The following is a 12,927-nucleotide window of genomic DNA, read 5'->3' as shown; positions in this document are numbered from 1 at the left end:
ATCCGGAGGCCGTGCGTCGCAGCGCTACGGCGCTGCAATGCGAACCCGTCCTTCCACCCGATCAAGGAAACCGTCCTCATGTCCGTCACCTCAACCATCGACAGCGGCGAACTCGTGGCATTCGTCGAGCGCGCCACGCGCGAATTCACGCAGGCCGAGCGCGTGCTGAAGGACACGCGCACGCTGTCGGCGACCAACACGTTCCAGGCGTTCCAGCGCGTGCCGGGCACGGAACTCGTCGTCGCGCTGTCGGCGCCGAGCCCGTGGGCCGCTTCCCAAGAGATCCATCCGGTCGTCGTGACGCTCGACGGCGACGTGCTGCATGGCGACGCGCGCGCGGGCGGCAACGGGCCGCGCTATGCGGACGTGTTCCGCGAGGTGCCGGAAGTCGGCGTCGTGATCCACGTGCATGGCCCGTACCTCGGCGCCTGGGCCAGCGCGCATCGGCCGCTGCCGATCCGCTATGCACCGGCCGCGCGCTACACGCGTGCCCGCGAGATTCCGGTGTATGTCGATCGTCGTCCCGGCGAGCCGCGCTTCATCGTCGACACGATCCGGCGCGACCCCGAGGTGCCGGCGATCATCGAGGCGAACGGCGGCGCGACCTTCTGGGGAAAATCGATCCTCGACGTGTCGAAGTACATCCTGATCCTCGAGGAGGCCGCGTATTTCCAGGCGCTCGCGGAACCGCTCGGCGGCTCGCTCGAATTCGGGCCGGGCGCGCTCGAACAGCAATGGAAGATGACCGGCCTCGCATGAGATCGAGTAGTGGCCGGCGCAATCCGGCCGCTGTCATACCGATAGCTCGATGAATTGGTTCGTGGCCGGCGTGCGCCTTGCTATCGTCGAACCTTCCCCGTTCAACACGCCGGTCGTGCCATGGCCATCTTCAGCTTGCCGGACCCGACTTCGCATGCGATCACGATCCGTGCGAAGGCGCTGACGTTCGACGATCCCAAATCGCGGGTGCTGCTCGAGCGCATCCAGCTCGTCGCGCCAAGCGACGCGACCGTGCTCGTCACCGGCGAGAGCGGCACCGGCAAGGAGCTGATCGCACGCCTCGTGCATTCGCTGAGCGAGCGCCATGACGGCCCGTTCGTCGCGGTCAACTGCGGCGCGTTCTCCGAGACGCTGATCGAAAGCGAGCTGTTCGGCCACGAACGCGGCGCGTTTACCGGCGCGATCAACAGCCAGCCCGGCTGGTTCGAATCCGCGAATCGCGGCACGCTGTTTCTCGACGAGGTGGGCGACCTGCCGCTGTCCGCGCAGGTGAAGCTGCTGCGCGTGCTGCAGGAGCGCGAAGTGACACCGGTCGGCTCGCGCAAGACCGTGAAGATCGATGTGCGGCTCGTCGCGGCGACCAACGTGAATCTCGAAGCCGCGGTGCGCGCGGGCAATTTCCGCGAGGATCTCTACTACCGGCTCAACGTCGTGAAACTGAGCCTGTTGCCGCTGCGCGAGCGCCCGGGTGACATCGCGCCGCTGATCGAACACTTCATCGACACCTATGCGAAACGACTGCGCGTGGCCGCGCCGACGCTGACGGACGCCGCGCGCGCCCGGCTGCATGCCCATGCGTGGCCCGGCAACATCCGCGAACTCGAGAACGTGATCCACCACGCGGTGCTGATCTGCGCGGGCGGCGCGATCGACGTGAGCGACCTGCAGTTCTCCGCGCTGTCGCTTGCGCCCGACGCGGGCGACTCGCGCGCCGCGGCGGCGGCACCGCCGCGCCGTGCACGCGATGTGGCGGAGGCAACCGATGCGCTGCGCCACGCGGTGATCGAACTGCTGGATCTCGGCACGCCGGCGCTGTGGCAGCACATCGAGGACACCGTTTACCGCAGCGTGTTCGACTACAGCGAGCACAACCAGCTGCGCATGTCGCGTCTGCTCGACCAGTCGCGCAACATCGTGCGCGCGCGGCTCGCGCAGCTCGGCATCCTGAAGCCGCGCGACGCGAGCGACGCCGACGCGCGGCTGCGCCGTCAGGCGTGATCGCGCCAGCGCAGCGCGCGCTGCGCTATTTGCTCGCATAGCGCACTCATGCCGACGGCGAGCGCCGTCACGCCCAGCACGCAGACCAGCAACACGTCGGCGCGCGCACCGGCCTGCGCGTTCTGCATCAGGCTGCCGACACCCGCGCCCGCGTTGAACAGCAGCTCGCTGCTGGTCGCGGTGATCCACGCGAACGGCACGGCCTGCAGCACGCCCGCGAACAGGTCGGGCAGCGCGCCCGGAATCAGCACGTCGCGCCACAGGCCGGCGCGCGTCAGGCGATACGACTGCGCGAGTTCGACATAGCGCGGATCGACGCGGCGCAGCCCGTCGAAGCTCGCGGTGGTCATCGGGTAAAACGCGGCGAGCGCGATGATGAACACTTTCGCGAATTCGCCGGTGCCGGCCCATAAACTCAGTAGTGGAATCAGTCCGAGCAGCGGCACGTAGCGCAGCGCCTGGAACGCGGGCTCGCCGAGCTTGCGCACGAGCGGCGAGCGCGCCATCGCCGCGCCGAACACGAGCCCGAGTACGACGCCGGCCGCCAGGCCGACTGTCGTGCGGCGCAGGCTCGCGCCGAGATCGGTCGCGAGTTCGCCGCTGCGTGCGAGTTCGACGAGCGCGGCGCCAACCTGTTGCAACGGTACGAACGCGTATTGATGGGCCGCATCGCCGGACGATGCGTATTGCCATGCGGCGACCAGCAGGGCAGGTACGACGAGGCCGCGCGCACGACGGCGCAGCGCGGCGAACGAGAAGAGGGGCGTAGCGAAGGTCATTCAGAAGCCTGTTCGTTCAGTGTGCGGGCGTTTGCCAGCGCAATGCGTAGCGTTGCACGAGCGCGATCGACCGGTCGATCGTGAAGCCGATCAGCCCGATCACCGCGACGTCGATGAGCACGACGTCGAGGCGCAGCATCTGCCGCGCCAGTTCCATCATCTGGCCGATCCCGCTGTCGGCGCTGAGCAGCTCGACCGCGACGAGCGCGAGCCATGCGCGCGCGAGCGCGATCCGCACGCCGGTCAGCAGCGGCGGCAACGCGGCCGGCAGCAGCACGTCGCGCAGCAGCGCGAAGCGGCCGAGCCCGTAGTGCCGCGCCATCTCGACGAGATCGCGCGGCGCGTCGTGCACGCCCGTGTACGCGGTCAGCGCGACCGGGAAGAACACGGCCTTGCCGACGACCACGAGCTTCAGCGGCTCGTCGACGCCGATCAGCAGGATCAGCAACGGAATCAGCGTGAGCGTCGGCACCTGCCGCAGCAGGTCGAACGTCGGCCGCAGGTAGTCGGCGAACAGCCGGCTGCGCGCGAGCAGGATGCCGAATGCGGCGCCGCCCGTCGCGCCGATCGCGAAGCCGAGCACGAGGCGATGCAGCGTGATCAGCAGGTTGTCGCGCAGTTCGCCGGTGTCGAGCAGCGTGCGCAGCGTCGCCGCGAGCCGCTCGGGCGGCACGACGAGCTGCGGCGGAAACCAGCGCTGCGCGCTCGCGAGCCACCACAGCGCGACGAATGCGACAGGCGTGGCCCACCACAGCGCGAGCCCGCCGATCCGTGCGATGCCGGGCAGGCGGAGCGTGCGCGCGCCGTTCGACGCGAGGGCGTGCGTCGGCATCAGCGGCTCGCGACGCGCGCGGCGTCGGCGCGCCAGTAGCCGTCGAGGCCGAGCTGCTTGAGTGCGGTCGACACGAACGTCGGCGCGAGCAGCGCATTCACGTCGACCGGCGTGGACGTCAGGCCGGCCTGGCGGCTGTATGCGACGACGTCGCGGTAGTGGCCGGTCAGCGCGGGTGTGAAGAGCGGCGTCCATTGCTCCTTCCACGGTGTCGCCTCGTCCGCGTATTCGCGGCGCACGACGCTTTCCGGTTGGCCGGACGCGCTCAGGATCTTCACGTATGCGTCGCGGTTCTGCGGCTGCGAGATCCAGTGCGCGGCACGCACGTAGGCCGTCGCGACGAGCTGCGTGATGTCGGGGTAGCGCCGCACGAAATCGTCGGATGCCCACAGTTCCGCGCGCATCTTCCAGTCGTCGGGCGCGGTCTTGGTCGACCAGATGATCTTGCCGACGTTCTTGTCGACGAGCGAATACGCGTCGGACAGCGTGAAGAAGCCGTCGACGCGGCCGGCCGCGACGGCCGCCGCACCGGCCTGCGGGTCGAGGTTGTAGATCTTGAAGTCCGACAGCTTCAGCCCGTTCTCGGCGAGCAGCTTGCTGAACGTGACTTCCCACGGCCGGCCGCGATTGAGCGCGATGCGCTTGCCCTTCAGATCGACGATCGACTTCGCGGTCGAACCGGCCGGCACGACGAGATACGTGTTGCTGCCGACGCCGCCCGGCACGATCAGCCGCGTATGGGTGCCCGACGCGTTGACGACGACCGACGGCAGGTCGCCGTAGCCCGCGAAATCGATACTGCCGTTCGTGAACGCCTCGTTCACGAGCGTGCCGACCGCCGCGGTCGACACCGGCACCCATTGCAGCTTCACATGCCGCGCGGCGAGCGCCTTCTCGAGCGACTTGTCGGCGTCGATCAGCGCGGACGCACCCGCGTATTGCGTCTTGCCGGCGCTCGAATAGGCGACGACGGCGATCCGCACGACCTTGGGCGCATCGTCCGCATGCGCGGCCGGTGCGGCGAGCGATGCCACGGCGAGCGGCAGCGCGGCGAGCAGCGTACGCAGCGGGCGGCGCAGCGACGCGAGGGAGAGCGTGTGTTTCATGATGGTCCGGAACAGTGGGCGGAAAAAGGGGCTCACGCGCGCTTCTGCAGCGACGGCCGCAGCACGTCGGCGAGCGGGCGCGGGTCGATCCAGTCGGCGACGTCGAAGTCGGCTTCCAGAAAACCCTGGTCGTGCAGGAACGTCTTGAAGTCGTCGAGCGCGGCGATCGATTCGTCGTCGAGGTTGACGCCGAGATGCCGGTGCAACTGGTTGCCGTACGCGGCGCGGACCCAGTCGATCGACGACGCGGTTTCGCCGGCCACGTAATGCGCGGTCTCGTCGGGATGCGTGCCGGCCCATTCGCCGGCCGCGACCACAAGCTTCAGGAAGCCGGCGACGATGTCCGGATGATTCGCGAGCACGTCAGCGTTGACGGTCAGCGGGCGCGGCGTGCCGTTGTTGTTGCGGATCGAGCGCTCCGGATGAAAGCCGATGTCGATCACGACGTGCGCGCCGATCAGCTGCGCGATCTCGAGGCCGGTCGAGCCCTTCACGTAGATCGCGTCGACTTCGCCGCGCAGCAGCGCGCCGGCTTCGGCCGCGTACAGCGCGCGGCTCGAAAAGCCGTGCGGCGATGCGAACAGGTCCGCCGCGCGCGCCGGGCCGACGGCCTGCAGCGTGCGCGCGCGCACGTCGACGAGTTCGACGTCGCGCGTGGTGAGCCCGTCGAGGCTCAGTGCGTTGCCGAAGCCGCGCAGCGCCGACGCGCGAAAGATGTCGATGCGGTCGTCGGGGCGGCTCGGGATCGCGATGCGCCGCCCGCGCAATGCCTTCACGGAGCGGATGCCCGACTCGGGCCGGGCGAGGATCAACTGCGATTCGTCGACCCACGACAACCCGATCACGCGCGTGTTCGCGCCGTTCGAGCGCGCCCACATCGCGGGGATGCTGCCGCCCTGGCGGAACGACTGCGCGAGGGTGTGATCGCTGATCGACGACACGTCGTGCCGCGTGGCGCCGCGCGGCGAGCGGATCGCGACGCCGTCGGCCGACGTTTCGCCGTTGAGCCAGCCGAGATGCACGGCGATGCCGAGCGGCGTCGGCACGGGCGATCGGGCGTACCAGAACGTCTGCTGCTTGTCCGATGACGAATCGGGCCTGTCTGTCATGGGTGAGATTTCCTCTCTGCGTAAGCATGGTCGAAGCGCGGTCGCGCACGGTGTCGGTGTCGCACGCGCGGGCCGGTCAACGTTGCAAGTTCCGGGCCAGTGAATGGAAACGGCGCGGCCGCACGCGGCGCGGGCGTCGCGCGGGAGGTGCGATGCGCGTGCCGATGCATGGCCTGTTGCGCCAGCAACAGTCGCGTCGGCCGCTGTTGCGCGCGCAGCAGCGGTGTGGTCGGCGCAGCAGCGCGATACGGGCGTGTCGCGACGGCATGGGCAACCGCGAGCGGGTGCGATCCGATTGCCGCTGACGCCCGGTGTGCAAGGCGCCGGGCAGGTTCGCCGGCGGCCACGCACGCGCCGTGTCGAGCGCGTTGGCACACCGCGTGCTTTACAGCGCAGCACACGCGCGGCACGCCGATGCCGCACGCAATCCGAATGGCCCGACCAGGAGAACCCCGATGGCTGTTGAATTTCTGTGGCGCCTGCCGATGCATGGCGACGGCCGGCGCGCACACGACCTGCATACGCGCGGCGAATGGAACCGCCAGCGCGCATCGCGCGTCGCGCCGAAAGTCGACGACGACGATTTCGGCTACATCGACTATCTGTCGCAGGTCGCGCGCGCGGCCGATATCGCCGGCTTCCACGGCGCACTGATTCCGATCTTCCGCTTCACCGAGGAGCCGTGGGTCGTGGCCGCCGCGCTGGCGCGCGAGACGCGCCGGCTGCGGCTGCTGATCGCGCTGCAGCCGCATTTCGTGCACCCCGTCTACGCGGCGCAGATGGCGGCGAGCCTGCAGCGGATCAGCCGCGGCCGCGTCGAGTGGAACGTCGTCACGGGCGGTGGCGGCCCCGACCAGCGTGCGTACGGCGACTTCATCGATCACGACAGCCGCTATGCGCGTACCGACGAATTCCTCGATGTCGTGAAGGGCGTCGCGGCCGGCGAGCCGTTCACGTTCGACGGCCGCTTCTACCGCGTCGAAGCCGGCGGCCTGCTGCCGCCGCTGAGCGGCCAGAAGCCGCCGCGCATCTACCTGGCCGGCGCGAGCGACGCCGCGCTCGCGGTCGCCGCGAAGCACGGCGACGTGCACCTGAGCTGGGGCGAACCGCTCGCGAAACAGAAGGAAGTGATCGATGCGGCGCGCCGCGCGCTCGATCGCCAGAACGCCGAGCGCGACCTGCGCTTCGGCATGCGCATCGACATCCTGGCGCGCGAGACCGAGGAGCAGGCGTGGGCCGAGTTGCGGCAGATGTTCGCGACGGTGGGCGACGCGACGCGCAACGGCTTCGGCGGGCGCGGCGAATCGTCGGAATCGGTCGGCGCGAAACGCCAGTTCGCGCTGCACCAGGGCCACACGCAGCACTTCGACGACCTGATCGTCGGCCCGAACCTGTGGGCCGGGATGTCGCAGATTCGCGGTGGCCCCGGCTGCGTGATCGTCGGCAGCCACGAGCAGGTGGCCGAGCGGCTCGCGGAATACGTCGACATCGGCGTCTCGACGTTCATCCTCGCGAGCAACCCGCATCTCGAAGAGGCGTACCGCGTGGGCGAGGAGGTGCTGCCGCTCGTCGACGGCGCGCTGAACGCGCGCGGCACGCAGGCGGCGCTGCGCGTGGCCGGCGCATGAGCGCGACGGCATTGCCGCGCCATCCAACGACATCGACAAGGACATTCACCATGACGACACTCGCTGCGCAGGCCACGGCCTGCGACGCACTCTGGTACACGCGCTGCCCGGTGCCGACCGCGCTCGGCATCGCCGTGCATCGCGGCTGGTTCGACGAGGAGTTCGGGCCGGAAGGCATCACGCTGAATTCGCTGCAGGAGACGGCCGACGCCGGCAAGCGCGAATCGCATTTCGATCACAGCCTGCCGCACTCGTTCCGGCAGGGCGGCAACATTCCCGCGCTGTGGGCGCGGGCACGCGGCGCCGACACACGCGTGATCGGCCTGTCGTGGACCAACGAGTTCCAGGCGATCGTCACGCTGCCCGATCGCGGCATCCGCTCGGTGCGCGATCTGCGCGGCCGGCGGCTCGGGTTGCCGCGCCATCCGATCAGCATCGACTTCTGGCGCGCAGCCGCGCTGAAGGGCTTCCTGAGCGCACTCGAACTGGAAGGGCTCGGGCATGGTGACGCCGAATGGGTCGACCTGCCCGACGAACGCGAACGTCGCACCGGGCCCGCCTCGTTCACGCGCGGTCCGCACGAGTACGGGCTCGAGATCGCGGCGCTCGTGCGCGGCGAGGTCGACGCGGTGTTCGTGAAAGGTGTCGAGGGGCTCGAAACCGTGCACCTGATCGACGCGCAGGTCGTCATCGATCTCGGCGCGCACCCCGATCCGCTCGTGCGGATCGGCAACGGCACGCCGCGCACGCTGACCGTTGACCGCGCACTGATCGACGCGCGCCCCGATCTCGTGAGCCGCTTCCTGTCGGTGGTGGTGGGCGCGGGCGACTGGGCCGCGCGTCATCCGGCGGAGACGGTCGCCTATATCGGCCGCGAGACGCGCGCGTCCGACGAGTGGGTGCGCTATGCGTACGGCTCGGACGTGCACCGCCATCTGGAGACGGGGCTCGCGCAGACGTCGATCGACGGGCTGGTCGCGTTCAAGGACTTCCTCGTCGAGTGGGGCTTTCTCGAACAGGATTTCGATGCGCGCGCCTGGATCGACCCGGCGCCGTTCACGCGCATCGACCGGCAACGCCATGCGTGGGTCGCGTAGCGCGCCGCGGCGCGTCATTGCAAGGAGTCGAGCATGACAGGTCTGACGATCGAATACGGCGTGCCGCCGGCGCGCCGGCATGCGGCGCGCGCAGCGCCGCGCGCGGGCGCGAGCGGGGTCGCGGGCAGCGCGGCGGCGGCGCGTCCGCCGTCCGCTTTGCCCTCGGCACGGCACGATGCGCGAGCGGCGAAGCCGGGCGCGTGGCGCGTCACGGGTGCGATTGCGCTCGCGGTCACGGCACTGCATGCGGGTGTCGCGCTGCTGGCCGCGCGCGCGCCTGCCGCGCCGCCGGTGCAGCCGCCGCGGCCGCTGCCGATGACGGTCGAACTGACGCGGCCGCCCGAACCGTTGCCGCAGGCCGCGCATCCGCCGCCACCGGCGGTACCGCCGAAGCCGCTGAAGCAGGCGCCGACCCCGCCGAAGCCGCGTGCGGCCGTCGCGCATCCGGCGCCTGCGCCGGCTGCCGCGCAGCAAGTTACCCGCGAGGCGGCCCCCGCCACGGCGGCGCCGGCCGTCGCCGCGCCCGCCGCGCCGGCTCCCGCGCCGGCCGCGCCCGCCGCACCCGTGCGCGAAACCGCACCGATCGGCGACGCGGCCTACCTGCGCAACCCGGCGCCCGACTATCCGGCGTTCGCGCAGGACCAGGGCTGGGAAGGGCGCGTCGTGCTGCGCGTGCACGTGCTCGCGAACGGCACCCCCGATTCCGTCGAGGTCCGCACGAGCAGCGGCCGCCGCATGCTCGACAACGCGGCGGTGGCCGCGGTGAAGCGCTGGACGTTCGTGCCCGCGAAGCGCGGCGACGAAGCGGTCGACGGCTGGGTCAACGTGCCGATCGATTTCAAGCTGGGCTGACCCGCCGGGCGGCCCGCCACATTTTTCAAGGAACTCACATCATGAACGGTATCCCGACCACCTTCATCGTCCAGGGCGCGCTCTGGCTGCTCGTCGTCTTTTCCGTCGTCACGTGGACGCTGATCGTCGTGAAGGCGATCCAGAGCCTGCGGGCGAGCGCGCGCAACCGGCGCTACACGAGCGCGTTCTGGGCCGCGAACAGTTTTCACGAAGCGGCCGCGCTCGACGGCGCGAACAGCCCGGTGGGCGAACTCGCCGCGACGGGCTTCGACGCGCTGCGGCGCGCCGACGAGAGCAGCGCGCACGATCTCGAACACAGCTGGAGCCGCCACGACCTGCTCGAACGGCATCTGCGGCAGCAGATCCACAACGCGCGCCGGCGCGAGGAGGCGGGGCTGGCGGTGCTCGCGTCGATCGGCAGCACCGCGCCGTTCGTCGGCCTGTTCGGCACCGTGTTCGGCATCATCCACGCGCTGACCGCGATCACGCACAGCGCGTCCGCGAGCATCGACGTCGTCGCCGGGCCGATCGGCGAGGCGCTCGTCGCGACCGGAGTCGGCATCGCGGTCGCCGTGCCGGCCGTGCTCGCGTACAACTTCTTCGTGCGCCGCGTGAAGGCCGCGTCGGCCGACCTCGATGCGTTCGCGACCGATTTCGTCACGCTCGCGCAGAAAGCCGGCTTCCGCGTGCCGGCCGCAGCCGTCGCGCCCGCGCCGGCACGCCGTGCCGGCGACACCCGTCAGGAGGCGTTCGCATAATGGCTTTCTCTTCTTCCTCCGACAACGACGACGTGCTCAGCGAAATCAACATCACGCCGCTCGTCGACGTGATGCTCGTGCTGCTCGTCGCGTTCATCGTCACGGCCCCGCTGCTCAACAACGCGGTGCACGTGAATCTGCCGAACACCGTCGCCACGACGCCGGCCGATCGCAAGCCGAACGTCACCGTGAGCGTCGACGACAAGGGCATCGTGTATCTCGACAAGCGCGCGGTCGCACTGGCCGCCGTGCCGGCCGAGCTGGCCGCGCTGAAGGCCGGCCGGCCCGACGTCGCGCTCGACCTGCAGGCCGACGAGCACGTGCCATACGGCACCGTCGCGAAACTGATGGCCGCGATCGAGCATGCGGGCATCACGCGACTGTCGGTGCTCACCGCACCGCGCGGTTGACGCGGGGTTCACGATTCCTTTTCCGAACGCATCCATGAGCATCACGGCTTCCCCCAACGTCCAGTCGATCTGGTACACGCGCTGTCCGGTGCCGACGCCGCTCGGCATCGCCGCGCATCTCGGCTGGCTCGACAGCGAATTCGCCGGCGACGGCATCACCGTGCGCGCGCTGCAGGAGAGCCAGCACGCGGCGCTGCATCACGCGCACGTCGATCATTCGCTCGACAACGCATTCCGGCAGGGCGGCAGCATTCCCGCGCTGTGGGCGCGTGCGGCCGGCGCGGACACGCGCGTGGTCGCGCTGACCTGGGTCGACGAGGCGCAGGCGATCGTCGCGCTGCCGGAAAGCGGCCTGAAGCGGCCGAAGGACCTGCGCGGGCGCCGCATCGGCCTGCCGCGCCGCGACGGCGAGCGCATCGACATCTTTCGTGCGGCGGCGCTGCGCGGTTTCGTCAGTGCGCTGTCGCTCGACGGGCTCGGCCCCGCCGACGTCGAATGGGTCGACGTGCCCGCGTCGAACCTGCGCGCGCCGGTGTCGACACCGGCGACGCGCGACGCGGCATTCAGCCATCCCGCGAGCCTGTCGAGCCGCCGGCTCTATGCGGCCGAAGCGGCCGCGCTCGTGCGCGGCGAGGTCGACGCGATCTACGTGAAGGGTTCGCTCGGGCTCGAAACCGCGCACCTGATCGGCGCGCAGCCGGTCGTCGACATCGGCTTTCATCCCGATCCGCAGATCCGCATCAACAACGGATCGCCGCGGCCGCTGACCGTCAATGCGGCGACGCTCGAACGCCATCCCGGCATCGTCAGCCGCTTCCTCGCGCGCGTGACCGATGTCGAAGGCTGGGCGCGCGAGCACGAGCAGGAAGTGCTCGGCTATCTCGGCCGCGAGACGGGATCGGGCCACGACTGGCTGCGGCTCGCGTACGGCGCCGACGTGCACCGGCGGCTGCGCACGGATCTCGACGAAGCGTCGATCGCCGCGCTCGACGATTTCAAGCGCTTCCTCGTCGAATGGCGCTTCCTGCCGGCCGACTTCGACGTGCGCGCGTGGATCGACCGGCGCGCGCTCGACGGCATCGCGACGCTGTCTCGCGACGCCGCGCGGTGAGCGCGCCGACACGCGTCGCCGACGCATGGCGGCGCGAGCGCTTCACCGGTGGCTTCATGCTGCTGGCGCTCGCGAGCGGCACGACGATCAGCATGGCGCAGCTCGCGACGACGCTGTACGCGCTCGCGCTCGGCGTCGACAGCGCGCGCCTCGGCATCATCGCCGCGATGGAGCCGCTCGGCATCGCGTTGATGACGCTGCCGGCCGGGTTGCTCGTCGCGCGCTACGGCGCGCGGCGCGTCTACTTCGTCGCGAGCATGGGGCCGATGCTGCTCAATCTCGTCGTGCCGTTCACCGGTGCATGGCCGCTGATCGCGCTCACGCAAGTGTTGATCGGGTTGTGCATCCCGTTCCGGATCGTGTCGATCAACGGCGTGTTCCTCGCGCGTCTCGCGCAGATCGGCCTCGCGCGCGCCGGCTGGTACCGCGCGGCGATGTCGGTCGGAACCGGCATGGTCGGGCCGTGGCTCGCGAGCTGGCTGATCGGCGCGCATGGTGCGGTCGCGACGTTCTGCGCGGCATCGGCGAGTTTCGCGGGCATGGCGCTGTTCAGCCGGACGCTGCTCGGCGACGCGGAGCCTGTGCCGCGCGGTGTGCAACCTGAATCCAGTGGCCTGCGCGCATTGCTGGCGCTCGCATGGAGTCACGATGTGCGCGAGCAGCTCGTGCTGGAAGCCGTGAACAGCGCGACCCGCTCGCTCGCCGGCGCGTATACGGTGGTGCTGGCGATCCAGTCGCTCGGGCTGTCGCAGACGAAAGCCGTCGCGTTGCTGACGCTGCAGGGCGTTGTCTCGGTGATCGCGCTGTTCGGGCTCGGGCATGTCGCGCAACGGATGACGGCGCGCCGCTGCCACGCGCTCAGTCTTGCCGGCGGTGTGGCGGGGTTGCTTGCGCTGGGCCTTGCACATGACGCATGGATCGTCGGCGCGGGTCTCGCCGCGCTGTGTGCCGGATCGTCACTGCTGCATCTCGTCAACATGCAGCGTCTCGGCCGTCACCCGGCCGACAAGAGCCAGGTGTCGAGCCTCTACAACCTCGCGTCGATGACGGGCGCGTTCTGCGGCCCGCTCGCCGGCAGCGCGCTCGTGCCGAGCGTCGGGTTGCCGGGCGTGTTTCTGTGCTGGCTGCCCGTCGTCGTGCTGGTTGCGTTCGCGTTGCGCGTGTCGACGGGGCGGCGCGAGGCGTCGCAGTCCGTGACTGCAAAGCTCTCCTGACGACCATCGGATCGGGTATTGCGGGATCCACAC

13 protein-coding genes are annotated in these 12,927 nt (G+C 70.2%); 9 read left to right on the top strand and 4 right to left on the bottom strand.

Annotated features, from left to right (window positions below; all coding sequences use genetic code 11):
* Positions 1-78 precede the first annotated feature (78 nt).
* Both BCO18175_RS02980 and BCO18175_RS02975 read left to right on the top strand, forming a co-directional pair.
* Entirely contained in the window at positions 79-759 is a 681-nt protein-coding gene (locus tag BCO18175_RS02980; protein ID WP_174979287.1) for a class II aldolase/adducin family protein, read from the top strand.
* Between the two features lie 120 nt (positions 760-879).
* Complete coding sequence (locus tag BCO18175_RS02975; protein WP_174979285.1) at positions 880-1,998, top strand: sigma-54 interaction domain-containing protein; 1,119 nt, start codon at positions 880-882, stop codon at positions 1,996-1,998.
* Here BCO18175_RS02975 and BCO18175_RS02970 read toward each other — a convergent pair.
* The 4 genes from BCO18175_RS02970 to BCO18175_RS02955 are packed head-to-tail and all read right to left on the bottom strand — an operon-like array spanning position 1,989 to position 5,824.
* Complete coding sequence (locus BCO18175_RS02970) at positions 1,989-2,777, bottom strand: ABC transporter permease (protein ID WP_174979283.1); 789 nt, start codon at positions 2,775-2,777, stop codon at positions 1,989-1,991. The two genes, BCO18175_RS02975 and BCO18175_RS02970, sit on opposite strands and share 10 nt — an antisense overlap.
* A gap of 16 nt (positions 2,778-2,793) precedes the next feature.
* Positions 2,794-3,609 carry an ABC transporter permease gene (locus BCO18175_RS02965; protein WP_174979282.1) on the bottom strand — a complete coding sequence of 272 codons (816 nt, stop codon included), beginning with the start codon at positions 3,607-3,609 and terminating at the stop codon, positions 2,794-2,796.
* The gene (locus BCO18175_RS02960; RefSeq protein WP_174979280.1) at positions 3,609-4,715 is read right to left on the bottom strand and encodes a PhnD/SsuA/transferrin family substrate-binding protein; all 1,107 of its coding nucleotides are present in this window, start codon (positions 4,713-4,715) and stop codon (positions 3,609-3,611) included. Before BCO18175_RS02960 ends, BCO18175_RS02965 begins: the two co-directional genes overlap by 1 nt.
* Positions 4,716-4,747: 32 nt before the next feature.
* The gene (locus tag BCO18175_RS02955; protein ID WP_174979279.1) at positions 4,748-5,824 is read right to left on the bottom strand and encodes an ABC transporter substrate-binding protein; all 1,077 of its coding nucleotides are present in this window, start codon (positions 5,822-5,824) and stop codon (positions 4,748-4,750) included.
* 455 nt (positions 5,825-6,279) lie between these two features.
* Between BCO18175_RS02955 and BCO18175_RS02950 the strand changes: the two genes are divergently transcribed.
* The 7 genes from BCO18175_RS02950 to BCO18175_RS02920 are packed head-to-tail and all read left to right on the top strand — an operon-like array spanning position 6,280 to position 12,894.
* Positions 6,280-7,452: an LLM class flavin-dependent oxidoreductase gene (locus BCO18175_RS02950; protein ID WP_174979277.1), complete on the top strand. Its 1,173-nt coding sequence runs from the start codon at positions 6,280-6,282 to the stop codon at positions 7,450-7,452.
* A gap of 50 nt (positions 7,453-7,502) precedes the next feature.
* A complete protein-coding gene (locus BCO18175_RS02945; protein WP_174979276.1) occupies positions 7,503-8,549 on the top strand; it encodes an ABC transporter substrate-binding protein in 1,047 nt (348 codons plus the stop codon).
* Positions 8,550-8,582: 33 nt separating this feature from the next.
* On the top strand, positions 8,583-9,401 hold the full coding sequence (locus BCO18175_RS02940; protein ID WP_174979275.1) for an energy transducer TonB: 819 nt from the start codon (positions 8,583-8,585) through the stop codon (positions 9,399-9,401).
* 41 nt (positions 9,402-9,442) lie between these two features.
* Positions 9,443-10,159 (top strand): MotA/TolQ/ExbB proton channel family protein, encoded by a 717-nt coding sequence (locus BCO18175_RS02935; RefSeq protein ID WP_174979273.1) that lies wholly within the window; start codon positions 9,443-9,445, stop codon positions 10,157-10,159.
* A complete protein-coding gene (locus BCO18175_RS02930) occupies positions 10,159-10,569 on the top strand; it encodes an ExbD/TolR family protein (RefSeq protein ID WP_174979272.1) in 411 nt (136 codons plus the stop codon). Before BCO18175_RS02935 ends, BCO18175_RS02930 begins: the two co-directional genes overlap by 1 nt.
* Positions 10,570-10,603: 34 nt before the next feature.
* Entirely contained in the window at positions 10,604-11,680 is a 1,077-nt protein-coding gene (locus BCO18175_RS02925; RefSeq protein ID WP_174979270.1) for an ABC transporter substrate-binding protein, read from the top strand.
* The gene (locus BCO18175_RS02920; protein ID WP_174979269.1) at positions 11,677-12,894 is read left to right on the top strand and encodes an MFS transporter; all 1,218 of its coding nucleotides are present in this window, start codon (positions 11,677-11,679) and stop codon (positions 12,892-12,894) included. The genes BCO18175_RS02925 and BCO18175_RS02920 overlap by 4 nt, the downstream gene beginning before the upstream one ends.
* Positions 12,895-12,927: the final 33 nt, after the last annotated feature.

It is taken from the genome of Burkholderia lata, assembly GCF_902499335.1.
Classification (GTDB): Bacteria; Pseudomonadota; Gammaproteobacteria; order Burkholderiales; family Burkholderiaceae; genus Burkholderia; species Burkholderia lata_B.
The sequence above is the reverse complement of the archived record's forward strand: the minus strand, read 5'-3'. Positions and strand labels throughout refer to the sequence as shown.